22 protein-coding genes are annotated in these 25,818 nt (G+C 70.3%); 16 read left to right on the top strand and 6 right to left on the bottom strand.

The genetic code is table 11. The features are described 5' to 3' along the window. Positions 1-3 precede the first annotated feature (3 nt). Entirely contained in the window at positions 4-474 is a 471-nt protein-coding gene (locus BM109_RS23460) for a YqaA family protein (protein WP_093347931.1), read from the bottom strand. Between the two features lie 194 nt (positions 475-668). On the opposite strand from BM109_RS23460, the gene dusB reads away from it, so the two are divergent. The 3 genes from dusB to purH are packed head-to-tail and all read left to right on the top strand — an operon-like array spanning position 669 to position 3,615. Then, positions 669-1,727 (top strand): tRNA dihydrouridine synthase DusB, encoded by a 1,059-nt coding sequence (dusB, locus tag BM109_RS23455; RefSeq protein ID WP_093347929.1) that lies wholly within the window; start codon positions 669-671, stop codon positions 1,725-1,727. A gap of 17 nt (positions 1,728-1,744) precedes the next feature. Beyond that, positions 1,745-1,981, top strand: coding sequence for a Fis family transcriptional regulator (locus BM109_RS23450; RefSeq protein ID WP_057590811.1), 237 nt, complete (start codon positions 1,745-1,747; stop codon positions 1,979-1,981). Positions 1,982-2,007: 26 nt separating this feature from the next. Then, entirely contained in the window at positions 2,008-3,615 is a 1,608-nt protein-coding gene (purH, locus tag BM109_RS23445) for a bifunctional phosphoribosylaminoimidazolecarboxamide formyltransferase/IMP cyclohydrolase (protein WP_093348370.1), read from the top strand. A gap of 65 nt (positions 3,616-3,680) precedes the next feature. Here purH and BM109_RS23440 read toward each other — a convergent pair whose 3' ends face one another. Both BM109_RS23440 and BM109_RS23435 read right to left on the bottom strand, forming a co-directional pair. After that, positions 3,681-4,184 carry a hypothetical protein gene (locus tag BM109_RS23440; protein ID WP_093347926.1) on the bottom strand — a complete coding sequence of 168 codons (504 nt, stop codon included), beginning with the start codon at positions 4,182-4,184 and terminating at the stop codon, positions 3,681-3,683. Positions 4,185-4,325: 141 nt separating this feature from the next. After that, on the bottom strand, positions 4,326-5,222 hold the full coding sequence (locus BM109_RS23435) for a LysR substrate-binding domain-containing protein (RefSeq protein WP_093347924.1): 897 nt from the start codon (positions 5,220-5,222) through the stop codon (positions 4,326-4,328). A 160-nt stretch (positions 5,223-5,382) separates the two neighbouring features. Here BM109_RS23435 and BM109_RS23430 point away from each other — a divergent pair, with 160 nt between their 5' ends. Continuing rightward, the gene (locus BM109_RS23430) at positions 5,383-6,360 is read left to right on the top strand and encodes a Bug family tripartite tricarboxylate transporter substrate binding protein (RefSeq protein ID WP_256222734.1); all 978 of its coding nucleotides are present in this window, start codon (positions 5,383-5,385) and stop codon (positions 6,358-6,360) included. A gap of 29 nt (positions 6,361-6,389) precedes the next feature. Next, the gene (locus BM109_RS23425) at positions 6,390-7,790 is read left to right on the top strand and encodes an amidase family protein (protein ID WP_093347921.1); all 1,401 of its coding nucleotides are present in this window, start codon (positions 6,390-6,392) and stop codon (positions 7,788-7,790) included. 9 nt (positions 7,791-7,799) lie between these two features. Here the strand turns inward: BM109_RS23425 and hemL are convergent, their stop codons facing one another. Next, entirely contained in the window at positions 7,800-9,086 is a 1,287-nt protein-coding gene (hemL, locus tag BM109_RS23420; protein WP_093347918.1) for a glutamate-1-semialdehyde 2,1-aminomutase, read from the bottom strand. 19 nt (positions 9,087-9,105) lie between these two features. Continuing rightward, positions 9,106-10,071, bottom strand: coding sequence for a bifunctional hydroxymethylpyrimidine kinase/phosphomethylpyrimidine kinase (locus tag BM109_RS23415; RefSeq protein ID WP_093347915.1), 966 nt, complete (start codon positions 10,069-10,071; stop codon positions 9,106-9,108). 111 nt (positions 10,072-10,182) lie between these two features. On the opposite strand from BM109_RS23415, the gene BM109_RS23410 reads away from it, so the two are divergent. The 6 genes from BM109_RS23410 (at position 10,183) to BM109_RS23385 (ending at position 20,280) form a co-directional block, all read left to right on the top strand. Then, entirely contained in the window at positions 10,183-10,353 is a 171-nt protein-coding gene (locus tag BM109_RS23410; protein ID WP_007838397.1) for a rubredoxin, read from the top strand. Positions 10,354-10,434: 81 nt separating this feature from the next. After that, on the top strand, positions 10,435-10,833 hold the full coding sequence (locus tag BM109_RS23405) for a response regulator (RefSeq protein ID WP_057590817.1): 399 nt from the start codon (positions 10,435-10,437) through the stop codon (positions 10,831-10,833). Further along, a complete protein-coding gene (locus BM109_RS23400; protein ID WP_057590818.1) occupies positions 10,834-11,199 on the top strand; it encodes a response regulator in 366 nt (121 codons plus the stop codon). It abuts the gene before it with no gap. Between the two features lie 19 nt (positions 11,200-11,218). Beyond that, complete coding sequence (locus BM109_RS23395; RefSeq protein WP_093347913.1) at positions 11,219-11,752, top strand: chemotaxis protein CheW; 534 nt, start codon at positions 11,219-11,221, stop codon at positions 11,750-11,752. A gap of 46 nt (positions 11,753-11,798) precedes the next feature. After that, on the top strand, positions 11,799-14,123 hold the full coding sequence (locus BM109_RS23390; RefSeq protein ID WP_093347910.1) for a methyl-accepting chemotaxis protein: 2,325 nt from the start codon (positions 11,799-11,801) through the stop codon (positions 14,121-14,123). A gap of 25 nt (positions 14,124-14,148) precedes the next feature. Continuing rightward, entirely contained in the window at positions 14,149-20,280 is a 6,132-nt protein-coding gene (locus tag BM109_RS23385; RefSeq protein ID WP_093347907.1) for an Hpt domain-containing protein, read from the top strand. Between the two features lie 70 nt (positions 20,281-20,350). On the opposite strand, the gene BM109_RS23380 is transcribed toward BM109_RS23385, so the two are convergent. Further along, positions 20,351-21,853: a cryptochrome/photolyase family protein gene (locus BM109_RS23380; RefSeq protein WP_093347904.1), complete on the bottom strand. Its 1,503-nt coding sequence runs from the start codon at positions 21,851-21,853 to the stop codon at positions 20,351-20,353. Between BM109_RS23380 and BM109_RS23375 the strand changes: the two genes are divergently transcribed. The 5 genes from BM109_RS23375 (at position 21,854) to BM109_RS23355 (ending at position 25,800) form a co-directional block, all read left to right on the top strand. Then, positions 21,854-22,453 carry a YqgE/AlgH family protein gene (locus tag BM109_RS23375; protein ID WP_093347901.1) on the top strand — a complete coding sequence of 200 codons (600 nt, stop codon included), beginning with the start codon at positions 21,854-21,856 and terminating at the stop codon, positions 22,451-22,453. An 11-nt stretch (positions 22,454-22,464) separates the two neighbouring features. Further along, complete coding sequence (gene ruvX / locus BM109_RS23370) at positions 22,465-22,905, top strand: Holliday junction resolvase RuvX (protein ID WP_093348366.1); 441 nt, start codon at positions 22,465-22,467, stop codon at positions 22,903-22,905. Further along, positions 22,902-23,408, top strand: a complete 507-nt coding sequence (gene pyrR, locus BM109_RS23365) for a bifunctional pyr operon transcriptional regulator/uracil phosphoribosyltransferase PyrR (RefSeq protein WP_093347898.1) — start codon at positions 22,902-22,904, stop codon at positions 23,406-23,408. The genes ruvX and pyrR overlap by 4 nt, the downstream gene beginning before the upstream one ends. Before the next feature lie 3 nt (positions 23,409-23,411). After that, complete coding sequence (locus BM109_RS23360) at positions 23,412-24,374, top strand: aspartate carbamoyltransferase catalytic subunit (protein ID WP_093347895.1); 963 nt, start codon at positions 23,412-23,414, stop codon at positions 24,372-24,374. Positions 24,375-24,513: 139 nt separating this feature from the next. Beyond that, positions 24,514-25,800 (top strand): dihydroorotase, encoded by a 1,287-nt coding sequence (locus BM109_RS23355; protein WP_093347893.1) that lies wholly within the window; start codon positions 24,514-24,516, stop codon positions 25,798-25,800. Positions 25,801-25,818 lie beyond the last annotated feature (18 nt).

Raw genomic sequence — 25,818 nt, 5'->3', positions numbered from 1 at the left:
CGCTCAGGACGGAAAGATGTAGAGCAGCGCCACCGTCATCGTGACGTAGCGCAGGAACTTGCCGATCGCCATGTAGGCCAGGCAGGGCCAGAACGGCAGCCGCAGCCAGCCCGCGACCGCGCACAGCGGATCGCCGACCAGCGGCAGCCAGCTCAGCAGGCAGGCCTTCGGGCCGAGCCGCTCGAGCCAGCCGAGCACGCGCACGTGGTGCTTCGAGTGCGAGTACTTGTCGGCCACCTTGTGCGCGCCGTAGCCCATCCACCAGTCGACCGCGCCGCCGAGCGTGTTGCCCACGGTGGCGACCGCGATCGCGGGCCAGAACAGCTCGGGATTGAGCTTGAGCAGGCCGAACAGCACCGGCTCCGAGCCCACGGGCAGCAGCGTCGCCGAGATGAAGGCGGCGATGAACAGCGTGGAGAGGCCGTATTGCGGCAGCGCGAGAAGCGCGAGGAGTGCGTCGAGCCAGGCTTGCATAAGGTCGGCGCAGTATAGGCAGCGCGTTCGCGATGCCGAGTCGGAAAAGGCGCCGCCGCGCATGGGATTTCCACCCGTGTTTACACCCGTACCAGCGGCGCGAATCGGCGCAAATCGTTTCAGTCACTGAAATGGCAGGTGGCTACAATCGTGCCTCATTTTTCAGCAGCCGACGCGCACAGCCTTCCTCCGTCATGACCTTGCAGATCGGCAACCACACGCTGGAGAACCGCCTGTTCGTCGCGCCCATGGCCGGCGTGACGGACCGGCCCTTCCGCATGCTGTGCCGCGCGCTCGGCGCGGGCTACGCGGTCAGCGAGATGGTGACCTCGCGCAAGGACCTCTGGAATTCGCTCAAGACCTCGCGCCGTGCCAACCACGATGGCGAGCCGGGCCCCATCGCGGTGCAGATCGCGGGCACCGACGCGGCCATGATGGCCGAGGCCGCGGTCTACAACATCGAGCGCGGCGCGCAGATCATCGACATCAACATGGGTTGCCCGGCCAAGAAGGTCTGCAACAAGTGGGCCGGTTCGGCGCTGATGCGCGACGAGCCGCTGGCGCTCGAGATCGTGAGCGCGGTGGTCGATGCCGCGCAGCCGCATGGCGTGCCGGTCACGCTCAAGATGCGCACCGGCTGGAGCATGGAGCACCGCAACGCGGTCAAGCTCGCGCGCGATTTCGAATCGGCCGGCGTGCAGATGCTCACGGTGCACGGCCGCACGCGCGAGCAGGGTTACAAGGGCCAGGCCGAGTACGACACCATCGCCGCCGTGAAGGCCGCGGTGCGCGTGCCGGTGGTGGCCAACGGCGACGTGCGTTCGCCCGAGAAGGCGCGCGAGGTGCTCGCGGCCACCGGCGCCGACGCGGTGATGATCGGCCGCGCGGCCCAGGGCCGGCCGTGGATCTTCCGCGAGATCGCCCACTTCCTCGACACCGGCACGCACCGCGCGCCGCCGCTGGTGGCCGAGGTGCGCCGGCTGCTGCTCGACCACCTGGTGGAGCACTACGCGCTGTACGGCGACTACAGCGGCGTGCGCACCGCGCGCAAGCACATCGGCTGGTACGTGCGCGCGCTGCCCGGCGGCGAGGAATTCCGTTCGCGCATGAACGCCATCGAGGACTGCGAGGCGCAGCTGCGCGCGGTCGGCGAGTATTTCGACGGGCTCGCGGACCAGATGGACCGCATCCCGCAGCACCAGGCGGCCGAAGAGCTGTCCGGCGAAGAGGAGGCGGCCTGCGCCGCCGATTGAGAGAAGAGAAGAAAAGCATGAGCAAGAAACACATCGAGGACTGCGTGCGCACCAGTCTGGAGAGCTACTTCCGCGATCTGCGCGGCACCGAACCCGACGGCATGTACGAGATGCTCGTGCGCGTGGTCGAGAAACCCCTGCTCGATGTCGTGATGACGCGCGCCGAGGGCAACCAGTCGAAGGCCGCCCAGTGGCTGGGCCTGAACCGCAACACGCTGCGCAAGAAGCTGGTCGAACACAAACTTTTGAAATGAACGAGAACGCACGGCGTAACGACACCATGGCCAAGACCGCACTGATTTCCGTCTCCGACAAGACCGGCATCCTCGAATTCGCGCAGGCGCTGCATGCGCTGGGCATCAAGCTGCTGTCCACCGGCGGCACCGCCAAGCTGCTGGCCGATGCCGGCCTGCCGGTGACCGAGGTGGCCGACCACACCGGCTTTCCCGAGATGCTCGACGGCCGCGTGAAGACGCTGCATCCGAAGATCCACGGCGGCCTGCTCGCGCGGCGCGACCTGCCGGCGCACGTGGCGGCCATCGAGCAGCACGGCATCGACACCATCGACCTGCTGATCGTCAACCTCTATCCGTTCGAAGCCACCGTGGCCAAGCCCGGCTGCTCGCTCGAAGACGCGATCGAGAACATCGACATCGGCGGCCCGGCCATGGTGCGCAGCGCCGCCAAGAACTGGAAGGACGTGGGCGTGCTGACCGATGCCTCGCAGTACGCGACGGCACTGGCCGAGCTCAAGGCCGACGGCAAGCTCAGCGACAAGACCAAGTTCGCGTTCTCGGTGGCCGCCTTCAACCGCATCGCCGACTACGACGGCGCGATCAGCGACTACCTCTCGGCGATCGACTTCGAGACCAGCCAGGGTCAATCGACGCCCACGCGCTCGCTGTTCCCGGCGCAGAGCAACGGCCGCTTCGTGAAGGTGCAGGACCTGCGCTACGGCGAGAACCCGCACCAGCAGGCCGCGTTCTACCGCGACCTGCATCCGGCGCCCGGTTCGCTGGTGTCGGCGAAGCAGCTGCAGGGCAAGGAGCTCAGCTACAACAACATCGCCGACGCCGATGCGGCGTGGGAATGCGTGAAGAGCTTCGACGTGCCGGCCTGCGTGATCGTCAAGCACGCCAACCCCTGCGGCGTGGCGGTCGGCAAGGACGCGGCGGAGGCCTATGCCAAGGCCTTCAAGACCGACCCGACCTCGGCCTTCGGCGGCATCATCGCCTTCAACCGTACGGTCGACGCCGCCACCGCGCAGGCCGTGGCCAAGCAGTTCGTCGAGGTGCTGATGGCCCCGGGCTACACGCACGAGGCGCTCGAGGTGTTCCAGGCCAGCAAGGCGAAGCTCAACGTGCGCGTGCTCGAGATCGCGCTGCCGCCGGGCGGCGCCACCGACTGGGACAACGGCCGCAACGCGACGGACGTGAAGCGCGTCGGCTCGGGCCTGCTGATCCAGACCGCCGACAACCACGAGCTCGCGCTGTCCGACCTCAAGGTCGTGAGCAAGAAGCAGCCCACGCAGCAGCAGCTGCAGGACCTGCTGTTCGCCTGGAAGGTCGCCAAGTACGTGAAGAGCAACGCGATCGTGTTCTGCGCCGACGGCATGACCATGGGCGTGGGCGCGGGCCAGATGAGCCGCCTCGATTCGGCGCGCATCGCGAGCATCAAGGCCGAGCATGCGGGCCTGTCGCTGCAGGGCACGGCGGTGGCCAGCGATGCCTTCTTCCCGTTCCGCGACGGCCTCGACGTGGTGGTCGACGCGGGCGCGGGCTGCGTGATCCAGCCGGGCGGCTCGATGCGCGACCAGGAAGTGATCGACGCGGCCGACGAGCGCGGCGTGGTGATGGTGCTGTCGGGCGTGCGCCACTTCCGGCACTGAGCCGGGCACGGTTCGAAAAGCAAAGGCGGCCTCGGCCGCCTTTTTTCATGGGCCTCGGCGGCCGCTCACTCGAAGCGGTACTTGAGCTGGAAGCTCAGCGCGCCATAGAGCCGGTTCTTGACCGTCGGCACGTAGGCGATGTTGAGGCCCCAGTTCTTGCCCTCGATCGCCGCGGTGGGGATCAGCGCCGGGAACCAGTTGCCGTTGCGGTAGTTGGGGTAGCCGTCGAAGCCGCCGACCACGGCGCCGAAGCGCACGCCGTGGAATTCGAACGGCAGCACGTAGAGGCCGAGGTAGTGCGACTGGCGCCGGTCGCTGTTGTGGAAGGTGCCGAGCGTGACGCGGTAGACGTCGTTGAGTGGGTACTCGAAGCCCAGGCCGGGGTTCTTGTTCTCGAGGCCCTTGTCGCGGTCGAAGTGGGCCGAGTAGAAGCCGACGTTGATCCAGGTCTTCTGGATCTCGAAGGGCTGGTCGAAGGTCGGCAGCGTGAAGTCCACCGACTGCGCGAGCGCCGGACCACAGACGAGAAGGGCTGCACTCAGGACCGGCAGCAGGCGCAGGGATTTCATGGCTGGATGTTCTGGAGATCTCGTGCGGCTCGAGGCTGGCCGCGATGTCTTCTTCCCTGGTGTCGTCGCGCTCCGCGAAGCGCGGGCGCAATATACACGCCGCCGCTGTCATCGCCGTGGCACCTGCGTGCGTGCCGCCGCTCAGGCCGGCCGCGCCAGGTACTTGCGAAACAGCTCGGCCAGCCGCAGCGCGGCCAGCGACAGCGGCTTGCCGCGTGGCGAGACGATGCCCAGCTCGAGCGGCGGCACCGGCATCGCGAGCGGCACGCGCTCCACCAGCGCGTCATAGGGCGGCATCGTGAGCATGCCCGCCGGGCCGACCATCAGCGCGTCGCTGCGCGTCAGGAGGCCCCAGCTCACGCCGAAGGAGGCGACCTCGATGCGGTGCTCGGGCAGCGGCAGCCCCTGCGCGGCGTACTGCTCGAGCAGGAAGCTGTGCTGGCTGCCCGGTGCCAGGTGCATCAGCCATTCGGCGCCCGCGATCTCTTCCCAGCGCGTGGCGTGGCGCAGCGGATGGCCGCGCCGGCACAGCACGGCCATCTCGATCATGTCGAGCCGCTCGAACGCGAAGTCGGCATCGAGGGCCGAGGCCACCGGGCCCGCCACCGCGAAGTCGACCGCGCCCTCGCGCAGCAGCGGCAGCACCTGCGGGATCAGGCCGTCGAACAGCTTGAGCTGCGCCTGCGGCATGGCCTTGCGGAAGGCGCGCACCACCTCGGGCAGCACGCCGAGGAACACCATCGGCGTGACCGCCACCGCCACGCGGCCGTGCTGGCTCCCCTGCAGGATGCGGATGTCCTGGCGCGCGAGCTCGAGCTGCTGGTGCGCGAGCCGCGCGCGCACCGTGAGCTGGCGCCCGGACTCGGTGAACTCGATGCCGCGCGAGCTGCGCAGCACCAGCTGCGCATCGACCTCGGCCTCGAGCTCGCGGATCGCCTTGGTCACCGCCGCCTGGCTCAGGTGCAGGCTGCGCGCGGCGGCGCGGATGCTGCCGGTGTCGGCCAGCCGCAGCCAGGCCTTGAGCTGGTGATCCTTCATGCGGGCGATTCTGCCGCGCGGCCCGGCGCGGGAATCTACCGACAAACGCAGGTTGTCATCGCGACAAGCGATTGTCTTTTGCGGCGCGGGCCCGGTTCCTAGACTTCGGCCACCAGCCGGCTCGTGGTGAACGGCGGGATTCCCCAAGAGGAGATGCTTCGTGCCCGCCCTGTCATTCGCATGGACCCGCCGCGCCGTCGTGGCCGCCCTGGCCGCCGCCGCGCTGGCCGCCTCGGCCCAGTACCCCGAGCGCCCGGTGAAATTCATCGTGCCCTATGCCGCCGGCTCCGGCGTCGACGTCGCGATGCGCCCGGTGGCCGACGCGATGGCGCGCGAACTGGGGCAGGCCATGATCGTCGACAACCGGCCCAGCGCGGGCGGCATCGTCGGCACGCAGGCCCTGGTGAGCTCGGCGAACGACGGCTACACGGTCGGCTACGGCAACCTCGTGACCCTGAGCATCAACCCGGCCTTCTTCTCGAAGCTGTCGTACGTGCCCGAGAAGGACCTGGTGCCGGTCGGCCTGATCTCGAGCAACGCCTACGTGCTGATCGTGCGCAAGGACCTGCCGGTGCGCAGCCTGCAGGAGCTGGTCGCCTACGGCCGCGAGCACCCGGGCAAGCTCTCGGTCGGCACGCCCGGCATCGGCAGCGCGGGCCACCTGACCGGCGAGCTGCTGAAGACCGAGACCGGGCTCACGATGGTGCAGGTGCCCTACAAGACCGGCACCCAGGCGGTCGCCGACATGGTCAACGGCCAGCTCGACGTGACCATCGAGAACATCTCGGCGGTGCTGCCCTTCGTGCAGCAGGGCCGGGTCAAGGCGATCGCCGTGACCAGTGCCAAGCGCGCCGCGGTGCTGCCCGAGGTGCCGACCGTGGCCGAGAGCGGCGTGCCGGGCTTCGAGGTGGTGGCCTGGGGCGCGCTGATGGCGCCCGCGGGCACCTCGCGCAAGACCGTCGACCGGCTCAACACCGCGCTGCGCGCCGCGCTGGCCGACCCGGCCGTGGTGCGCGCCAATGCCGCGCTGTCGATCGAGGCATTGCCCTCGAGCCCCGAGGAGCTCAGCGCGCTGATGAAGCGCGAGAAGCCGCGCTGGGCCGAGGCGGTGCGGCGCGCGGGCGTCAAGGGCGACTGATCCATCCATCTTTTTCGAGGAGACAAGCCATGCAACCCTGGCAACTGGAAGCCGCAGAACTCGCGCGGCGCATCGCGGCACGCGAGCTCTCGTGCGTGGAGGCGGTACGCAGCAGCCTGGAACGGCTCGAGGCCGTCAATCCGCGCCTCAATGCCGTGGTCGACGGCGGCGCCGAGGAAGCGCTGCAGGCCGCGCGGCAGGCCGACGCCGCGCTGGCCGGCGGCGAGGCGACCGGGCCGCTGCACGGCGTGCCGGTCACCATCAAGGTCAACGTCGACCAGCGCGGGCATGCCACCACCAACGGCGTGGCGGCCTACCGCAAGGTCGTGGCCGCCGAGGACAGCCCGGTGGTCGCGAACCTGCGGCGCGCGGGCGCGATCCTGATCGGCCGCACCAACACGCCCGCGTTCTCGATGCGCTGGTTCACCGACAACGCGGCCCACGGGCGCACCCTCAATCCGCACGACGCGGCGGTGACCCCCGGCGGCTCGAGCGGCGGCGCGGCGGCCGCGGTCGCGGTCGGCATCGGCGCCATCGCGCATGGCAACGACCAGGGCGGCTCGATCCGCTACCCGGCCTATGCCTGCGGCGTCTACGGCCTGCGCCCGAGCTTCGGCCGCGTGCCGGCCTTCAACCCGTCGGGCACCGGCGAACGGCCGCCGGTGGTGCAGCTCAGCTCGGTCCAGGGGCCGCTGGCGCGCAGCGTGCGCGACCTGCGGCTGGCCTTCGCCGCGATGGCCGCGCGCGACGTGCGCGATCCGTGGTGGGTGCCCGCGCCGCTCGAGGGCGCGCGGCCGGCCGGCCCGCTGCGCGTGGCGCTGTGCACCGCGCTGCCCGGCTACGCCTGCGATCCCGAGGTGGCCGATGCCCTGCAGCGCGCCGCGCGTCGGCTCGAGAGCGCGGGCTACCGCGTCGAGCCGGTGGAGCCGCCGCGGCTGCGCGAGGCGGCCGAGCTGTGGCTCGCGCTGACCATGGCCGACAGCCGGCTGCTGGTGGAACCGGCGCTGCTGCGCGACGGCGACCAGACCATCCGCCAGGCCTACCGCGCGATGGACGCGCACGCGCCGTCGTTCGACACCGAGGCCTACATGCGCGCGCTGGCCGCGCGCACGGGGCTGATGCGCGACTGGGCGCTGTTCCTGCAGCGCCATCCGCTGCTGCTGATGCCGGTGTCGTGGCGCCACCCGTTCCCGGTCGATGCCGACCAGCGCGGCGCGGACGCGATGCGCGAGCTGCTCGACGCGCAGAGCCCGCTGCTGGCGACCGCGATCCTGGGCCTGCCGGGGCTGTCGGTGCCGATGGGGTTGCGCCAGGGCCTGCCCACGGGCGTGCAGCTCGTGAGCGATCGCTTCCGCGAGGACCTGTGCCTGGCGGCGGCCGAGGTGCTCGAGGCCGAGGCCGGGCCGGTGATGCCCATCGACCCGGCCTGAGCCTCCCGCTCAGCGCTTGCTGAAGATCTCGCGCGCCGCCTCGACGGTGGCCGCGATGTCCGCGTCGCTGTGCGCGGCGCTCACGAAGCCGGCTTCGTAGAGCGCGGGCGCGATGTACACGCCGCGCTCGAGCAGGCCGTGGAACAGCGCGTTGAACTGCGCGTTGTCGGTGGTCATCACCTTGGCGTAGTTCTGCGGCAGCTCGTTCATCAGGAAGAAGCCGAACATGCCGCCCTCGCTGTCGGCGCTGAAGGGCTGGCCCTCGGCGGCGGCCGCGGCCTTCAGACCGTCGACCAGCGCGCGGGTCTTGCGGCCCAGCGCCTCGTAGAAGCCGGGCCTGGCGATCTCCTTGAGCGTGGCCAGGCCGCAGGCCGTGGCGACCGGGTTGCCCGAGAGCGTGCCGGCCTGGTAGACCGGGCCCAGCGGCGCGAGCTGTTCCATGATGGCGCGCGGCCCGCCGAAGGCCGCCAGCGGCATGCCGCCGCCGATGACCTTGCCGAGCACCGTGAGGTCGGGCTGGATGCCCAGCACGCCCTGCGCGCCGTGCAGGCCGACGCGAAAGCCCGTCATCACCTCGTCGAAGATCAGCAGGGCGCCGTGCTGCGTGCACAGCGCACGGCAGCGCTGCGCGAACTCGGGCGTGGCGCGCACGAAATTCATGTTGCCGGCGATGGCCTCGATCATCAGGCAGGCGATGTCGCTGCCGTGCAGCGCGAAGGCCTCCTCGAGCTGCTGCAGGTTGTTGTACTCGAGCACCAGCGTGTGCTGCACCACCTCGCTCGGCACGCCGGCCGAGGTCGGGTTGCCGAAGGTGGCGAGGCCCGAGCCGGCCTTGACCAGCAGCGCGTCGGCATGGCCGTGGTAGCAGCCCTCGAACTTGATGATGGTCTTGCGGCCGGTGGCGCCGCGCGCCAGCCGCAGCGCGCTCATGGCGGCCTCGGTGCCCGAGCTCACGAGACGGACCATCTCCATCGAGGGCACCAGCGCGAGGATGGCCTCGGCCAGCTCGATCTCGCGCTCGGTCGGCGCGCCGTACGAGAAGCCCTCGAGCACGGCCTTCTGCACCGCCTCGACCACCGCCGGATGGCCGTGGCCCAGGATCATGGGACCCCAGGAGCCGATGTAGTCGATGTAGCGCTTGTCGTTGGCGTCCCAGAAATAGGCGCCCTGGGCGCGCTGGATGAAGCGGGGCGTGCCGCCGACGGCCTTGAAGGCGCGCACGGGCGAGTTCACGCCGCCGGGAATCACGGCGCGGGCGCGCTCGAAGAGGATGTCGTTGCGATCGGAATTGGGCATCTGGAACGGGGAAGTGGAATCAGTGGCGGGTGTCGTGGGGCGGCAGGGCGAAGTCGGGCACGTCGTCGCCGGGCTCGCCGTCGTCCTCCTCGGGCTCGGGTTCGGCCCAGAACAGGCGGTCGGGCAGCACGTGGCCCATGCCGGGGCGGAAGCCCGCGTCGAGGCAGCGGTCCATGTAGGCCAGCGCCTCGGTGGTGGCGGCCACCAGGTCGGTGCCGCTGGCCAGCAGCGCGGCCAGCGCGGCCGACAGGGTGTCGCCGGCGCCCGAGAACACGGCCTCGAGGCGCTCGTACTTCTCGCTGGTCAGCACCGACTGCGGCGAGGCCAGCACGTTGTCGATGAACTGGTCGGGCAGCACCAGGCCGGTGACCAGGGTGTAGGGCACGCCGAACTCGCCGGCCGCCATCGCGATGTCGCGCGCGCCGGGCGGGCGCTCGCCGCTCCAGTCGGGCAGCAGCCAGCGCCACAGCGTGCTGTGGTTGCCGACCAGCACCGTGGTCTGGGGCAGCACCAGGTCGCGGAAGGCGTCGAGGTAGGCGTCGATCTCGTTCTCGTCCCACCACGAGAGGTTGGGCATGTACGCCACCACCGGCACCTCGGGGTAGTCGGCGGCGGTCTCGGCGATGGTGCTCAGCGCCTCGGGCGTGCCCGCGAAGCCGACCTTGATCAGCTGCACCTCGACGTCCTCGAGGATGGCGCGGGTCTGCTCGGCGATGGCCTCCTCGTCGAACGCGAAGTGGTCGAAGATCTCGGCCGTGTCGCGCGCGTAGGCGCCGGTCACCACCGGCAGCATGTGGGCGCCCACCGATCCCATGGCCAGCCCGTCGCCGGCCAGGCCGCCGGCGCCGCTCGGGTCGCTGGCATTGAACACCAGGACGCAAGGGGGATTCAGGTCCTGATCCGCCAATGCATCGTCGTCGGGCAGCGGATCGTTAAGATCGCCCGGTTTGTCAACGCTGTCTGCTGGATGTAAGTGGAAGGTCATACGCCGGGCGGAATCCGCTGGATGGTGGCATGGGCGCGACGTTTACACGGCGCCAGTGAGATACGCATAGATACACTCGTTGCATTTAATGAACAAGGACTTTAAGCTCCGATGAATACGAAAACTTGGATGTGCCTGATTTGTGGGTGGATCTATGACGAAGCTGTAGGTGTACCGGAGGACGGGATTGCGGCAGGCACGGCCTGGGCCGACGTCCCGATGAACTGGACCTGTCCCGAGTGCGGTGCGCGCAAGGAAGACTTCGAAATGGTTGAAATCTGAAAAGCATGGCATAGAGCTACGCGATCTGCGCCGGTGTACGGCGCGGCGGGCATCCAAGTCTCATGAGCAGGAGCTTTTGCAATGGGCCCGAATGGATCAGGTTACAAGGTGCTGGTCATCGACGACAGCAACACCATCCGGCGCAGTGCCGAGATTTTTCTGAAGCAGGGTGGTCACGAGGTTCTCCTCGCCGAAGACGGCTTCGACGCGCTTTCCAAGGTTAACGACCACAAGCCGCACCTGATTTTCTGCGACATCCTGATGCCGCGGCTGGACGGCTACCAGACGTGCGCCATCATCAAGCGCAACGCTCATTTCTCCAAGGTCCCGGTCGTGATGCTGTCGTCGAAGGACGGCGTGTTCGACAAGGCGCGCGGCCGCATGGTCGGATCGCAAGACTACCTGACCAAGCCATTCACCAAAGACCAGCTGCTGCAGGCCGTGCAGCAGTTCGGCAACGTTTCACAGGAAGTGCAGTAAATGCCCATTCGAAAAATCCTCGTCGTCGACGACTCCAAGACTGAATTGGTGTTCCTGTCCGACCTGCTCCACAAGAACGGCTTCGCCGTGAAGACCGCCGAGAACGCCGAGGACGCCATGCGCCGCCTCGAGGAAGACCAGCCCGACCTGATCCTCATGGACGTGGTCATGCCGGGCCAGAACGGCTTCCAGCTCACGCGCGCGATCGCCCGCGATCCGCAGTACGCCGCGATCCCGATCATCCTGTGCACGAGCAAGAACCAGGAAACCGACCGCGTCTGGGGCATGCGCCAGGGCGCGCGCGACTACATCGTGAAGCCGGTGAACGCGCAGGAGCTGATGTCGAAGATCAGCGCGCTGAACTGAGCGCGGATCTGCCGAGTCCATGGCGAATCGCGACGCACTGAGAGCCTTCCAGTCCCGGCTGGCGAGCCGCCTGCAGGCCGCGCGCACCACCGGCGTGGCCGCGACCTGGCTCGCGGTCGAGGCGGGCGAAGGCAAGTACCTGTTCCCGCTCGGCCATGCCGGCGAAATCTTTCCCTGGACGCCGCCGCAGCCCGTGCCCTACACGGCGCCGTGGTTCCTCGGCGTGGCCAACCTGCGCGGCGGCCTCTACGGCGTGGTGCAGCTGTCGGCCTTCGCCAGCGGCGCGCCCAGCGGTCCGGCCGCCAGCGAAGCGGCCCGCATCCAGTCCCGGCTGGTCGCGCTCAACGAGCTGCTCGACGTCAACTGCGCGCTGCTGGTCGACCGGCTGGCGGGGCTGCGCGGCGTCGAGGCCTTCGCGGCCTCCGAGCCCCCGGGCGCCGATGCGCCGCCCTGGGCCGGGCACCTCTACATCGACGCCGCCGGCGAACGCTGGCAGGAAGTCAACCTGCAGGCGCTGTCGCAGCAGCCCCAGTTTCTGAGTATCGGCGCCTAGCTGTCACAGGCGCCTCTGCACCCGACCACCACCTGAAGGACCGACCGTGAGCTCGATCGCCGACAAGTTCAAGAAATTACTGCCCGCCAGCGGCAACGACAAGGCCCGCGTCGATGGTTCGGGTTCGCTCGCGATCGACAACGTCGACACGGTGCAGGTCCCCGACGAGAAAACCGTGCGCATCGCGCGCGCGCCGGGCGACGGTTCGTTCGGCGGCGCGCCGGCCGCCGGCTCGTTCAGCGAAGGCGGTGCACTGGTCGATGGCGGCGAGGCCGCCAACGAACCGGGCCGGCCCGATGCCGCCGACCTGCTCGCGGACGACGGCCGCGCCGGCCAGAGCCCCGCGCGCCAGCAGCGCGTGCTCGCGATCCTGCTGGCGGTGGTGGTGCTGGCGCTGCTGCTGGTCGCCGGCCTCGCCATCCTGCGCGCCGAACGGCTGGCGCAGCAGGTGGCGGCCACCGGCCAGTCGCTGATGCAGTCGCAGCGCCTCGCCAAGTCGATCTCGCAGGCCCTGGTGGGCAGCGCGCCGGCCTTCACCGAGGTGAAGGACAGCGCCGACGACCTCACGCGCCGCGTCAACGGCCTGACCAACGGCGACGAGGCGTTGCGCCTCGAGGCCGTGGGCGAGGCCTACGGCGAGGACATGGGCAAGATCGGCCCGCTGGTCGCGCGCGCCGATGCGAGCGCCAAGGCCGTGCTGGCCCAGCGCCAGATCCTGACCCAGGTGGGTGCCGCCCTGCGCGACATCAACCAGCAGTCGTCCACGCTGCTCGAGATGACCGAGACCGTCGCCTCGCTCAAGATGCAGCAGAACGCCACGCTGCCCGAGATCTCGGCCGCCGGCCAGCTCGTGATGCTGACGCAGCGCATCGGCAAGTCGACTAACGAGTTCTTCACGGTCGAGGGCGTGAACCCCGACGCCGTGTTCCTGCTCGGCAAGGACCTGAACACCTTCCAGGAAACCACGCGCGGCCTGCTCGACGGCAATGCGCAGCAGCGCTTCCCCGGCTCGAAGGACCCGCAGACGCGCCAGCAGCTCGAAGCCATCCTGAAGACCTACGAGCAGATGCGCACGCAGGCCTCGGCCATCCTGGGCAACCTGCAGGGCCTGGTGGCGGCGCGCGAAGCGCAGGCGTCGATCCTGACCGACAGCGAACCGCTGCGCAAATCGCTGGGCGAGCTGCAGGACAAGCTGTCGGCGCGCACCGGCCTGGGCGCCGGCACCATCGTGCTGCTGTTCGTGCTCTCGCTGGCCGCCCTGGCACTGGCCGGCGCCATCGGTTTCGTGCAGGTGCGCGAAGGCCGCGAACGCGCCGCCAACGCCGAGCGCGAACGTCTCTCGGCCGAGCAGGCTTCGGAGGAAGCCAGCCGCATCAACAACGCCAACCAGGCCGCCATTCTTCGGCTGATGAACGAACTGCAGACGGTGGCCGAAGGCGACCTGACGCAGGAAGCCACCGTGACCGAGGACATCACGGGCGCCATCGCCGACTCGGTGAACTACACGGTGGAAGAACTGCGGCTGCTGGTGGGCAACGTGCAGAACACGGCCACGCGCGTGGCGCTGACCACCTCGCAGGTGGAAAGTACCTCGACCGAGCTGCTGGCGGCCTCGACCGAACAGCTGCGCGAGATTCGCGAAACCGGCCAGTCGGTGCTGACCATGGCGGAGCGAATCAACGGCGTGTCTTCGCAAGCGCAGGAATCCGCCACGGTGGCGCGCCAGTCGCTGCAGGCCGCGTCCTCGGGCCTGCAGGCCGTGCAGAACGCCATCGGCGGCATGAACGCCATCCGCGACCAGATCCAGGAAACCTCCAAGCGGATCAAGCGGCTGGGCGAATCCTCGCAGGAGATCGGCGAAATCACCGAGCTGATCTCGGACATTACCGAACAGACCAACGTGCTGGCACTGAACGCCGCCATCCAGGCCGCGTCGGCCGGTGAAGCCGGTCGCGGCTTCTCGGTGGTGGCGGAAGAAGTGCAGCGGCTGGCCGAACGCTCGGCCGATGCCACGCGCCAGATCTCGGCGCTGGTGAAGGCGATTCAGACCGACACGCAGGATGCGGTGGGCGCCATGGAGCGTTCCACGCAGGGCGTGGTCGAGGGGGCCAAGCTGTCCGACAACGCGGGTACCGCGCTGTCCGAGATCGACCGCGTGTCGCGCCGCCTCGCCGAGCTGATCGAGCAGATCTCGCAGTCCGCCTCCCGCGAGGCCGATTCGGCCAACGTGGTGGCGGCCAACATCCAGCACATCTTCGCCGTGACCGAGCAGACCGGCGAAGGCACGCGGACCACCGCGCAGCAGGTGCGCGAACTGTCGCAGATGGCCGAGGAACTGCGTCGTTCGGTGGCCCGTTTCAAGATTGCCTGACACAGAAGAACGGCGAGCATCCAAGGTGGCTATCCAATCCCCCGTCGCGGCCCCCCTCGCCGGCAATCCGCCGGCCACCGAAGACCTCGGGCCGCTGGCCTGGGTGCTCGGAGAAATCCAGAAGTCGCTCGAGAACGTCGGCAAGTCGCTGCGCCGCTTCGCACGCGACGTCGGCAACGCGGCCGAGATCGAGAGCGGTCCGCTGCAGATGGCGCGCCAGCAACTGCACCAGGCCGTCGGCGCGCTGCAGATGGTGGGCCACAACGCGCCCGCGCTGGTGCTCGGTTCGATCGAGTTCGCGGTGCAGGGCTTCGTGGCCGAACCGCAGCGCTGCACCGACAGCGCCGCGCTGAAGATCGAGCGCGCCGGCTTCGCCGTCACCGATTTCCTGCAGGCCCTGCTGGCCGGCAAGAACGTGTCCTCGATCGCGCTGTTCCCGCAGTACCGCGACGTGCTCGAACTGGTCGGCAACGAGCGCGTGCATCCGGCCGATCTCTGGAGCGCCAGCTGGCGCTGGGTCGAGATCCGTCCCGCGCTCACGCAGGCCTCGCTGGCCTACGACCCCTCGGTGCGCTCGCGGCTCGACCGCGAGGTGCTGCAGCTGGTCAAGACCGGCGACACGCAGGCCGCGCGCCGCCTGCAGGCGCTGTGCCTGGGGCTCGGCCGCGGCGCGCTGCTGCCGCGCGTGGCCAGCTTCTGGACCCTGGCGGCCGGTTTCTTCGAGGCACTGGCGCTGGGCCTCGTGCCCGCCGACAGCTACGTCAAGCGCGCCGCCTCGCGCGTGCTGCTGCAGTACGCCACGCTCGCGCGCGGCGACAGCGTGGTGTCCGACCGGCTCGGCCAGGACCTGCTGTTCTTCTGCGCCCAGGCCATGCCCACCGCGCGCGACGAAGCCACCACCCTGCGCAGCGTGCGCACGGCCTGGGGCATCGCGCATGAACAACGCGTCGACTACACGGTCGAGCAGTTCGGCCGCTTCGATCCGCTGGTGCTGGCCCAGGCCCGCAAGCGCATCGAGACCGCCAAGGAGATGTGGTCCGGCCTCTCGGGCGGCGACATCACGCGCACGCGCCAGGTCGCCGACACCTTCGCCCAGCTCGGCGAATCGCTGCACCGGCTGCATCCGCCGAGCGAGCCGATGGTGCAGGCGCTCGCGCATGCGGTCGACGCCTCGGTGCGCAGCGGCCAGCCGCCCGACACCGAGCTCGCGATGGAAGTCGCGACTTCGGTGCTCTACCTCGAGGCCGCGCTCGAAGACCTCGACCCCAGCGATCCGCAGCTCACCCAGCGCATGCTCAAGCTCGCCGGGCGCATCGAGCGCGTGCGCGCGGGCGGCCATTCCGAGCCGCTCGAGCCCTGGATGGAGGACCTGTACCGCCGCGTCAGCGACCGCCAGACCATGGGCACCGTGGTCGACGAGCTGCGCAGCCACCTGAGCGAACTCGAGAAGTCGCTCGACCAGTATTTCCGTCGCCCGGGCGAAAAGGGCCTGCTGCGCACCGTGCCGAGCCAGCTGCAGCAGATGCGCGGCGTGTTCTCGGTGCTCGGCCTCGACCAGGCCGCGCACACCGTGCAGCGCATGCGCGACGACGTGGAGTCCATGGTGGGCAGCGCCTCGCCGGCCGACGAGATGGCCGGCTTCGACGCGCTGGGCAACAACCTCGGCGCGCTGGGCTTCCTGATCGACATGCTGGGCTACCAGCCGGCGCTGGCCAAGCGCCTGTTCGTCTTCGACGCCGAGGTCGGCGAGCTCAAGCCGCTGATGGGCCGCCAGGCCGCCGATGTCGAGGACGCCGAGAGCGTGGCCGCGCCGGCCGCCGAGCCGCTGCTCAGCATCGAGGAAGTCGATGCCCAGATCGCGTCGAAGCTGGCCGCGCTGGCCACGCCGGCGCGCAAGGCCAAGCCCTCGCCGATCGAGGAATTCAGCCGCAAGGCCGACAGCTGGACCGCCAAGATCGTCGGCCCCGGCGCGCTGCCCGACACCGAGGTCACCGAGCTCGAGGAAGACGACCTGCAGAACATCTTCCTCGACGAGGCGCGCGAGGTGGTGCACAACGGCCAGAACGCGATCGTCGCGCTCGGCAGCCGCCCCGAGGACACCGACGAGCTCACGATCCTGCGCCGCGCGTTCCACACGCTCAAGGGCAGCTCGCGCATGGTCGGCCTCACCGACTTCGGCGATGCCGCCTGGTCGCTCGAACAGGTGGTCAACACCTGGCTGGCCGACCAGCGCCCCGCCACCCCCGAGCTGCTGGCCGGCACGCAGCAGGCGCTGCGCGACTTCGGCCTGTGGGTCGAGGACATCGCGGCCTCGGCGCCGCACGGCTGGCAGTCCGCCCCGTTCAGCCGCCTCGCCGAAGCCCTGCTGGCCGGCGAGCCGGTGCCGACCGCGCCGCCGCGCGTGGCCGATGCCGAGGCGCTCGCGATCGCGGCGCGCCAGATCGCGGCCGATCCCCTGCCCACCTCGCCGGCCCCGCTCGAGGAGCTGCCGCCGCAGTTCGCGCTGCCGGCCGCGGCCGCGCAGGCGCTGCCCGAGTTGCCCGAGCTGCCGGACCTGTCGCTCGAACCGGCCGACGCCTCCGACACCTCCGACGTGCCGCGGGCCGCGTCGCGCACCGTGGGCCCGGAGGACGACGACTTCGTCTCCACCGACTTCCTCGACTTCGAGACCCGCGAGCCTTCGTCCACCGCGCCGGCACCGCTGCCGACCGCGCTGAGCGACGGCATCGACTTCGATTTCCTGGCGCCGATCGGCGCTGCCGCGAAGGCGAGCCAGCCGGCCGAGGAGGCCGCGATCGAGGCCGCCGGCCTGGCCGAGCTGCCGTCCTCCGCGCTGTCGATCGACGCCGCGCAAGCCTCGGCCGAGCGCGCCGAGGCCACCGCGCCCGCGCTGCCCGACCTCGACTGGACGCCCGAGCCGCTGCCGCTGCGCGAAGCCAGCGATGCCGGCACGGCCGTGCCGATCGACTTCCCCGAGATCCAGCTCGAGCCCGTGGAGACGCCGGCCGAGTTCGCCCAGGCCACCGTGGTCGCGCCCGAACCGGCCGCGCCCGAGACCGCCGCGCTGCTCGATATCACGGCCGAAGCACTGCCGCTGGAGGCACCGGCCGAGCCCGAGGAAACGGTGCAGCCCGAGGCCGCGCCCGCCGCCGAGGTGCCGGCCGTTGCCGAGCCGCAGCCCGAATCCGTCGAGGTGACCGCCGCCGGCAGCGCCGACGACCAGGTCAAGGTGATCGGCCCGCTGCGCATCGGCATCGCGCTCTACAACGTCTACCTCAACGAGGCCGACGAATGGTCGCGCCAGCTCGCCACCGAGGTCGGCGAGTGGGCGCTGCAGCCCTACGAACGCGTGGCCGACTCGACCATCGCGCTGGCCCATTCGCTGGCCGGCAGTTCGGCCACGGTCGGCTTCCACAGCCTGTCGGGCATGGCGCGCTACTTCGAGGCCGCGCTGCAGCACCTGCAGATGCAGGGCAGCGGCACGCGCGAGCAGGGCATGGTGCTGGTCGCCGCAGCCGACGAGCTGCGCCGCCTGCTGCACCAGTTCGCGGTCGGCCTGCTGCGCGACCCCTCGCAGCAGACGCTGCAGGCGCTGCGCGATATCGCGGCCTCGCCGATGCCCTCGCCCTATGCCGAGGAGCTGGCACGCGACGAGCCGCGCGCGCCGCTGCAGGTGGTGTCGCCGCAGGGCGGCGCCGACGTGGCGCTCGACGACTCCGAGGACGCCATCGACCTGGCCGACGCGGTCGACGTCGACCTGTTCCCGATCTTCGAGGAAGAAGCGGCCGAACTGCTGCCGCAGCTCGGCGAGGCGCTGCGCCAGTGGTCGCACCACCCCGACGACGGCGCGCCGCGCACCTCGGTGCTGCGCACGCTGCACACGCTCAAGGGCAGTGCCCGGCTGGCCGGCGCCATGCGCCTGGGCGAGCGCGCGCACCGCATGGAATCCGAGATCGAACTGCTGGGTACGCAGGGCCACGTCGACCGTTCCGACATCGAGAAGCTGCTGGCACGGCTCGACACGCTGCAGGCCACCTTCGACGCGCTGCGCGCGGCCGACGATGCGACCCAGGTCGAACTGGCGCAGCGTGTGGCGGAAGCCACCGCGGCATCTGCGCCCACGCCCGTGGAGCACCCGGAGCTGCGCGCCGAGCCCGCCAACGACGCCATCGCCGCGGTCGATGCCGACACCGACGCCGAACCGGCGGCCGCCACGCCCGCACCGGTGCGCCCGGCCCCCGCCACGCTCGCGCCGCTGCGCGCGCCGGTCGGCCAGGCCGTGCGCATCCGCACCCAGCTGCTCGACCGCCTGATGGCGCAGACCGGCGAGGTCATCATCACGCGCTCGCGGCTCGAGGCCGAGATCGGTTCGCTGCGCGGCTCGCTGGCCGACCTCACGGGCAACCTCGACCGCCTGCGCCAGCAGTTGCGCGACATCGAGGTGCAGGCCGAGAGCCAGATGCAGTCGCGGCTGGCGCAGGCCAAGGATTCACAGCAGGGCTTCGACCCGCTGGAGTTCGACCGCTTCACCCGCGTGCAGGAACTCACGCGCATGATGGCCGAGTCGGTGAACGACGTGGCGACCGTGCAGCGCACCCTGCAGAAGACGGTGCAGGCAACGGAAGACGACCTCAGCGTGCAGGCGCGCCAGACGCGCGAACTGCAGCGCGGCCTGCTGCGCACGCGCATGGTGGAGTTCGAGGGCATCTCCGACCGCCTCTACCGCGTGGTGCGACAGGCCTCGAAGGACACCGGCAAGCAGGTGCGCCTCGACATCACCGGCGGCTCGATCGAAATGGACCGCGGCGTGCTCGACCGGATGACGCCGGCCTTCGAGCACCTGCTGCGCAACTGCGTGGCCCACGGCATCGAGGACGCCGCGCGGCGCGAGGCTTCCGGCAAGGACGCCAGCGGCCTGATCGTGATCGACCTCGCGCACGAGGGCAACGACGTGTCGGTGAGCTTCCGCGACGACGGCGCCGGCCTCGACCACGAGCGCATCGCCGAGCGGGCCCGCTCGCTGGGCCTGCTCGCGGCCGACCAGCCGCTCACGCCCGAGGAGGCCACCGAGCTGATCTTCCGGCCCGGCTTCTCCACGGCCGGCCAGGTGTCGGAGCTCGCGGGCCGCGGCATCGGCATGGACGTGGTGCGCGCGCAGGTCGCCGCGCTCGGCGGCCGCATCGAGACGCGCAGCCAGCCGGGCCAGGGCACAACCTTCAAGCTGGTGCTGCCGCTGACCACCGCGGTGACGCACGTGGTCATGCTGCGCTTCGGCGAGGTGTCGATCGGCGTGCCGTCGAACCTGGTCGAGCTGGTGCAGCGCGTGAACGCCACCGACCTCGAATCGGCCTACCTGCACGACACCCATCCGTTCGGCAGCGAACAGGTGCCGTTCTACTGGGGCGGCGCGCTGCTGCAGGCCTCGCCGCGCAGCGAGCACATCGCGGGCCGCACCAACACCCTCGTGATCGTGCGCAGCGCCGCGCAGCGCGTGGCGCTGCACGTCGACGAAGTGCTGGGCAACCAGGAAGTGGTGGTCAAGAACCTCGGGCCGCAGCTCGCGCGGCTGCCGGGCCTGGCGGGCATCTCGGTGCTGGCCTCGGGCGCGGTGGCGCTGATCTACAACCCGGTGGCATTGGCCGCGGTGCATGGCGAACAGGCGCGGGCGCGCCAGGCCGCGGCGCTGGCGCAGCCGGTGGCGGCGGCCGACGAGCCGCGCGGCCCGCACGGCCAGGACCCGGCCGCGGCGCTGGCACCGGTGGTGCCGCAGATCCCGCTGGTGCTGGTGGTCGACGACTCCATCACCGTGCGCCGCGTCACGCAGCGCCTGCTGCAGCGCGAAGGCTACCGGGTCTCGCTGGCGGCCGACGGCCTGCAGGCGCTCGAGCGGCTGCAGCAGGAACGCCCGGCGGTCGTGCTGTCCGACATCGAGATGCCGCGCATGGACGGCTTCGACCTCGCGCGCAACATCCGCGGCGACGCGGCGCTGGCCGAGCTGCCGATCATCATGATCACCTCGCGCATCGCCGAGAAGCACCGCGACTATGCGCGCGACCTCGGCGTGAACCACTACCTCGGCAAGCCCTACTCCGAAGAAGAGCTGCTGCGGCTGGTGCGGGCCTATACCAGCGACACGGCGGCGCTCGCGGCGGCCTGAGGCGCGCCCCACGAAAAAAAGCCCGGACGGCGACGAGCCTCCGGGCTTTTTCTTTGGGGGACGGCCGGCGCTACTTCTTCGCCAGCGTCTTGCTGCGCGCCACCGCGTAGCGCTGCAGCGTGCGCTCGCGCGCCTCGGCATGGTCGACCACCGGCACCGGGTAGTTCTCGCCGAGCTTCACGCCGGCGGCCTCGAGTTCCACCGGCGTCGCCGTCCACGGCGAATGGATCGCGCCGTTCGACAGCCCCGCGAGCTGCGGCAGGTAGCGCCGGATGAACTTGCCGTCGGGATCGAAGCGCTCGCTCTGCGTCACCGGGTTGAAGATGCGGAAGTAGGGCTGCGCGTCGCAGCCGCTCGAGCTGGCCCATTGCCAGCCGCCGTTGTTCGACGCCAGCTCGAAGTCGTTGAGGTGCAGCGCGAAATAGGCCTCGCCGCGGCGCCAGTCGAGCCCCAGGTCCTTGCACAGGAAGCTCGCCACCACCATGCGCAGCCGGTTGTGCATGTAGCCGCTCTGGTTGATCTGCAGCATGGCCGCGTCGACCAGCGGATAGCCGGTGCGGCCCTGGCACCAGGCCTCGAACAGCTGGTCGGCATGCTTGCCGTGGTGCCACTGGATCTTGTCGTACTCGGGGCGGAAGCTCTTCGATTCGCCCTTGGCGTGCACGTGCGGGAAATGGGCCAGGATCTGGAAGTAGAAGTCGCGCCAGATCAGCTCGCTGAGCCAGGTCGCGGCGCCCGCGTCACCCCGCAGCGAGAGCTGGCGCGCCACGCCCGCCACCTGCCGGATCGACACCGTGCCGAAGCGCAGGTGCACGCCCAGGTAGCTGGGCCCGCGCACCGCCGGGTAGTTGCGCGCCGCCTCGTAGCGCTCGATGCGCTCGAAGAAGTCCTCGAACAGGATCGCCGCGCCGCGCGTGCCGGTGGGGATCTCGAGCGTGCCGAGGTTGCTCTTGGCGAAGCCCAGCGCCTCGAGCGAGGGCACCGGCGCGCGCCAGCCCTCGGGCGGCGGCACCAGGGCGTCGGCATGGCCGCGGCTCGGGTAGGACTTGAGGAAGAAGTCGTCGACCTTGGCCAGCCAGGCCCGCTTGTAGGGCGTGAAGACCGTGTAGGGCTGGCCGGTCTTGGTCATCAGCTCGTCGCGCTCGAAGACCGTCGAGTCCTTGTGGGTGTGGAAGCTCACGCCCGCATTGGCCAGCGCGCCGAACACGCCGGCGTCGCGCGCCAGCGCCTCGGGCTCGTCGTCGCGGTTGGCGAACACCGCCTGCACCTCGAGCGCGCGTGCCAGCGCCGGGATCTCCTCGGCCGCCGCCGCATGGCGCACGATCAGCCCGCCGCCGAGCGCGCGCAGCTCCTCGTCGAGCTCCAGCAGCGATTCGCGGATGAATTCCACCCGCCGGTCGATCCGCGGCAGGGGGGCGAGGATCGTGCTGTCGAACACGAACACGCAGACCAGCTGGCGGCAGCTTCGCAGGGCGTGGTAGAGGGCCGCGTTGTCGTCCACGCGCAGGTCGCGGCGGAACCACATGAGCCCTTTGGGGTAGGTCTTGTCGACGGCCAGTAAAATCGGAGGCATATGGCTTCCGATTCTGCCCCGATGAACCTGACGCATCACTTTTTGATAGCGATGCCGGGCCTGGAAGACAAGACCTTCAACCGCAGCGTCGTCTACCTGTGCGAGCACAGCGAGCGCGGCGCCCTGGGCCTGGTCATCAACAAACCCAGCGACATCAACCTCAAGGTGCTGTTCGAGAAGATCGAGTTGCACCTCGCGCGCCCCGAGCTCGGCGAGGCCCCGGTCTTCCAGGGCGGCCCGATGCAGACCGAGCGCGGCTTCGTGCTGCACGAGCCGGTCTTCACCGAGGCCGACAAACCCGAGGAATCGGTCTACGCCTCGACCATGACCATTCCCGGCGGCCTCGAGATGACCACCTCGAAGGACGTGCTGGAGGCCCTGGCCACCGGCGCCGGCCCGCGCAAGGTGCTGGTCTCGCTGGGCTACGCGGCCTGGGGCGAGGGCCAGCTCGAGTCCGAACTGGCCGAGAACAGCTGGCTCACGGTGGGCGCCGACCCGGCCGTGATCTTCGACACCCCCATCGACCAGCGCTACGACAAGGCGCTGCTGCTGCTGGGCCTGGAGGCCTGGAAGCTCTCGCCCGACGCGGGGCATGCGTGAACGCCACGGCCATGCCCGACGCGCCAGCTTCCGTTTCCAGCCCCGCTTCCCTTCCCGTTCCCGCTCATTTCCAGAGCTTCCTGGCCTTCGATTTCGGCCAGAAGCGCACCGGCGTGGCGAGCGGCAACCGGCTGCTGCGCAGCGCCACGCCGCAGGCCACCATCAAGGCCGAGGGTGCCGATGCCCGCTTCGCGCAGGTCGAGGCGCGCATCCGCGAGTGGCAGCCCGATGCGCTGGTGGTGGGCGTGCCCTTCCATCCCGACGGCGCCGCGCACGAGAACACCCGGCGCGCGCAGAAGTTCGCGCGCCAGCTGCGCGGCCGTTTCAACCTGCAGGTGTTCGAGGTCGACGAGCGCTACAGCACCACCGAGGCGCTCTCCCAGGGCGCGCGCGATGCCGATGCCGCCTCGGCCTGCATCATCCTGGAGCAATTCTTGAGGAGTCTTCCGTGAGTTCCACCCCCGCCATTCCCGACGCCGAGGCGCTCTACACGCAACTGCTGGCCGGCGTCCGCGCGCTGCTGCGCCCCGACACCCGGCTGGTGGGCGTCACCTCGGGCGGCGCCTGGCTGGTCGAGCGGCTGCAGAAGGACCTGGGCCTGGCCGGTGCGCCCGGCGTGATCTCCTCGGCCATGCACCGCGACGACTTCGCGCGCCGCGGCCTCGCGGCCAGCGCGCAGACCGCGCTGCCCTTCGACGTCAACGGCGCCGACGTGCTGCTGCTCGACGACGTGCTCTACACCGGCCGCACCATCCGCGCCGTGCTCAACGAGCTGTTCGACTTCGGCCGTCCGGGCTGCGTGCGCCTGGCCGTGCTGGTCGACCGCGGCGGGCGCGAGCTGCCGGTGGCGGCCGACTTCGCCGCCACCACGCTCGCGCTGCCCCATTCGCAGTCGCTGGCTCTGGCGCGCGCGGACGACGGCGCCTTCAGCCTCCAGGTCGAGGAAAGCAAGTAAGCCATGCTCTACAAGCGCAATCCCCAGCTCAACAAGAACGGCGAGCTCATCCACCTGCTGTCGATCGAGGGCCTGCCCAAGGACATCCTCACCCACATCCTCGACACCGCCGCCAACTTCACGAGCGTGAGCGACCGCGAAGTGAAGAAGGTGCCGCTCTTGCGCGGCAAGAGCGTGTTCAACCTGTTCTTCGAGAACAGCACGCGCACCCGCACCACCTTCGAGATCGCGGCCAAGCGGCTGTCGGCCGACGTCATCAACCTCGACATCGCGCGCTCCTCGGCGAGCAAGGGCGAGTCGCTGCTCGACACCATCGCCAACCTGAGCGCGATGGCGGCCGACCTGTTCGTGGTGCGCCACAGCGAGTCGGGCGCGCCCTACCTGATCGCGCAGCACGTCGCGCCGCACGTGCACGTGGTGAACGCCGGCGACGGCCGCCACGCGCACCCGACGCAGGGGCTGCTCGACATGTACACCATCCGCCACTACAAGAAGGACTTCGCCAACCTCACGGTGGCGATCGTCGGCGACGTGGTGCATTCGCGCGTGGCGCGCTCCGACATCCACGCGCTCACCACGCTGGGCTGCGCCGAGGTGCGCGTGGTCGGCCCCAAGACCCTGGTGCCCGGCGACATGGCCGGCATGGGCGTGCGCGTGTGCCACACGCTCGAGGAGGGCATCAAGGACTGCGACGTGGTCATCATGCTGCGGCTGCAGAACGAGCGCATGAGCGGCGCGATGCTGCCCTCGTCGCAGGAGTTCTTCAAGACCTACGGCCTCACGCCCGAGAAGCTGCAGCTCGCCAAGCCCGACGCCATCGTGATGCACCCGGGCCCGATCAACCGCGGCGTCGAGATCGACTCGGCCGTGGTCGACGGCCGGCAGAGCGTCATCCTCCCGCAGGTCACCTTCGGCATCGCCGTGCGGATGGCGGTAATGAGCATCGTCGCAGGTAACGAAGCATAGACATGTTGCTCGCCCCCAGTCTTCGCGCACTTCGTGTCGCTTCGCCAACCCCCTGCCGGGGGCAACACCAGTGGCCCGGCGAAGCCGGTTCCACGGTGTTTCCCGACCAGGCCATGACCGTCACCGGACGTACAGACGCATGAACATCCACATCACCAACGGCCGCGCGGTCGATCCCGCATCGGGCACCGACGAGAAGGCCGACATCGCCGTCGCCGACGGAAAGATCGCCGGCATCGGCAACAGCATCCCCGCCGGCTTCAAGGCCGAGCGCACCCTCGACGCCACCGGTTGCATCGTTGCGCCCGGCCTGGTCGACCTCGCCGCGCGGCTGCGCGAACCGGGCTACGAGCACGAGGGCATGCTCGAGAGCGAGATGGCCGCGGCCGTGGCCGGCGGCGTCACCAGCCTGGTGTGCCCGCCCGACACCGACCCCGTGCTCGACGAGCCCGGCCTGGTCGAGATGCTGACCTTCCGCGCCGGCAAGCTGCCGGGCGCGCGCCTGTTCCCGCTCGGCGCGCTCACGCGCGGCCTGGCCGGCGGCGTGCTGACCGAGATGGCCGAGCTCACCGAGCGCGGCTGCGTCGGCTTCAGCCAGGCCGACGTGCCGCTGGCCGATACGCAGGTGCTGCAGCGCGCGATGCTCTATGCGAGCACCTTCGGCTACACCGTGTGGCTGCGCCCGCAGGACCGCGACCTCGGCAAGGGCGTGGCCGCCAGCGGCGCGCTCGCCACCCGGCTCGGCCTCGCCGGCGTGCCGGTGGCGGCCGAGACCATCGCCATCTTCACCATCGTCGAGCTGATGCGCAGCACCAAGGCGCGCGTGCACCTGTGCCGGCTCTCGAGCGCCGCGGGACTCGCGCTGGTGCGCGCCGCCAAGGCCGAGGGCCTGCCGCTGAGCTGCGACGTCAGCATCAACTCGCTGCACCTGGCCGACACCGACATCGGCTACTTCGACAGCCGCGCGCGCCTGAGCCCGCCGCTGCGCCAGCAGGGCGACCGCGACGCGCTCTCGGCCGCGCTGGCCGACGGCACCATCGACGCGCTGGTGTCCGACCACACGCCGGTCGAGGCCGATGCCAAGAACCTGCCGTTCGCCGAGAGCGAGCCCGGCGCCACCGGCCTCGAGCTGCTGCTGCCGCTGGCGCTGCAATGGGGCGAGCGCAGCGGCGCGGGCCTCGTGCGCGCGCTCGAGGCGATCACGAGCGCGCCCGCGCGGCTGTTGCCCGCGACCGAAGCCTGCGCCGGCATCGGCCGTCTCGCCGTCGGCGGGCCGGCCGACCTGTGCGTCTTCGATCCGTCCCTCGAATGGCAGGTCACGCCCGAGGCGCTGCGCAGCCAGGGCAAGTACACGCCGTTCGGCGGCTACGCCATGCAGGGCCGCGCGCGCCACACCCTCGTGGCCGGGCGCGTGGTGCACGGCTGAGCCGCGTTCCGGCGCGCG

It is taken from the genome of Variovorax sp. PDC80 (assembly GCF_900115375.1).
Classification (GTDB): Bacteria; Pseudomonadota; Gammaproteobacteria; order Burkholderiales; family Burkholderiaceae_C; genus Variovorax.
The sequence above is the reverse complement of the archived record's forward strand: the minus strand, read 5'-3'. Positions and strand labels throughout refer to the sequence as shown.

What these genes read in the sequence shown, in the direction of transcription:
- BM109_RS23460 (WP_093347931.1), bottom strand. Translation starts at nt 474, where the DNA reads ATGCAAGCCTGGCTCGACGCACTCCTCGCGCTTCTCGCGCTGCCGCAA.
- dusB (WP_093347929.1), top strand. Translation starts at nt 669, where the DNA reads ATGACCTTGCAGATCGGCAACCACACGCTGGAGAACCGCCTGTTCGTC.
- BM109_RS23450 (WP_057590811.1), top strand. Translation starts at nt 1,745, where the DNA reads ATGAGCAAGAAACACATCGAGGACTGCGTGCGCACCAGTCTGGAGAGC.
- purH (WP_093348370.1), top strand. Translation starts at nt 2,008, where the DNA reads ATGGCCAAGACCGCACTGATTTCCGTCTCCGACAAGACCGGCATCCTC.
- BM109_RS23440 (WP_093347926.1), bottom strand. Translation starts at nt 4,184, where the DNA reads ATGAAATCCCTGCGCCTGCTGCCGGTCCTGAGTGCAGCCCTTCTCGTC.
- BM109_RS23435 (WP_093347924.1), bottom strand. Translation starts at nt 5,222, where the DNA reads ATGAAGGATCACCAGCTCAAGGCCTGGCTGCGGCTGGCCGACACCGGC.
- BM109_RS23425 (WP_093347921.1), top strand. Translation starts at nt 6,390, where the DNA reads ATGCAACCCTGGCAACTGGAAGCCGCAGAACTCGCGCGGCGCATCGCG.
- hemL (WP_093347918.1), bottom strand. Translation starts at nt 9,086, where the DNA reads ATGCCCAATTCCGATCGCAACGACATCCTCTTCGAGCGCGCCCGCGCC.
- BM109_RS23415 (WP_093347915.1), bottom strand. Translation starts at nt 10,071, where the DNA reads ATGACCTTCCACTTACATCCAGCAGACAGCGTTGACAAACCGGGCGAT.
- BM109_RS23410 (WP_007838397.1), top strand. Translation starts at nt 10,183, where the DNA reads ATGAATACGAAAACTTGGATGTGCCTGATTTGTGGGTGGATCTATGAC.
- BM109_RS23405 (WP_057590817.1), top strand. Translation starts at nt 10,435, where the DNA reads ATGGGCCCGAATGGATCAGGTTACAAGGTGCTGGTCATCGACGACAGC.
- BM109_RS23400 (WP_057590818.1), top strand. Translation starts at nt 10,834, where the DNA reads ATGCCCATTCGAAAAATCCTCGTCGTCGACGACTCCAAGACTGAATTG.
- BM109_RS23395 (WP_093347913.1), top strand. Translation starts at nt 11,219, where the DNA reads ATGGCGAATCGCGACGCACTGAGAGCCTTCCAGTCCCGGCTGGCGAGC.
- BM109_RS23380 (WP_093347904.1), bottom strand. Translation starts at nt 21,853, where the DNA reads ATGCCTCCGATTTTACTGGCCGTCGACAAGACCTACCCCAAAGGGCTC.
- BM109_RS23375 (WP_093347901.1), top strand. Translation starts at nt 21,854, where the DNA reads ATGGCTTCCGATTCTGCCCCGATGAACCTGACGCATCACTTTTTGATA.
- ruvX (WP_093348366.1), top strand. Translation starts at nt 22,465, where the DNA reads ATGCCCGACGCGCCAGCTTCCGTTTCCAGCCCCGCTTCCCTTCCCGTT.
- BM109_RS23360 (WP_093347895.1), top strand. Translation starts at nt 23,412, where the DNA reads ATGCTCTACAAGCGCAATCCCCAGCTCAACAAGAACGGCGAGCTCATC.
- BM109_RS23355 (WP_093347893.1), top strand. Translation starts at nt 24,514, where the DNA reads ATGAACATCCACATCACCAACGGCCGCGCGGTCGATCCCGCATCGGGC.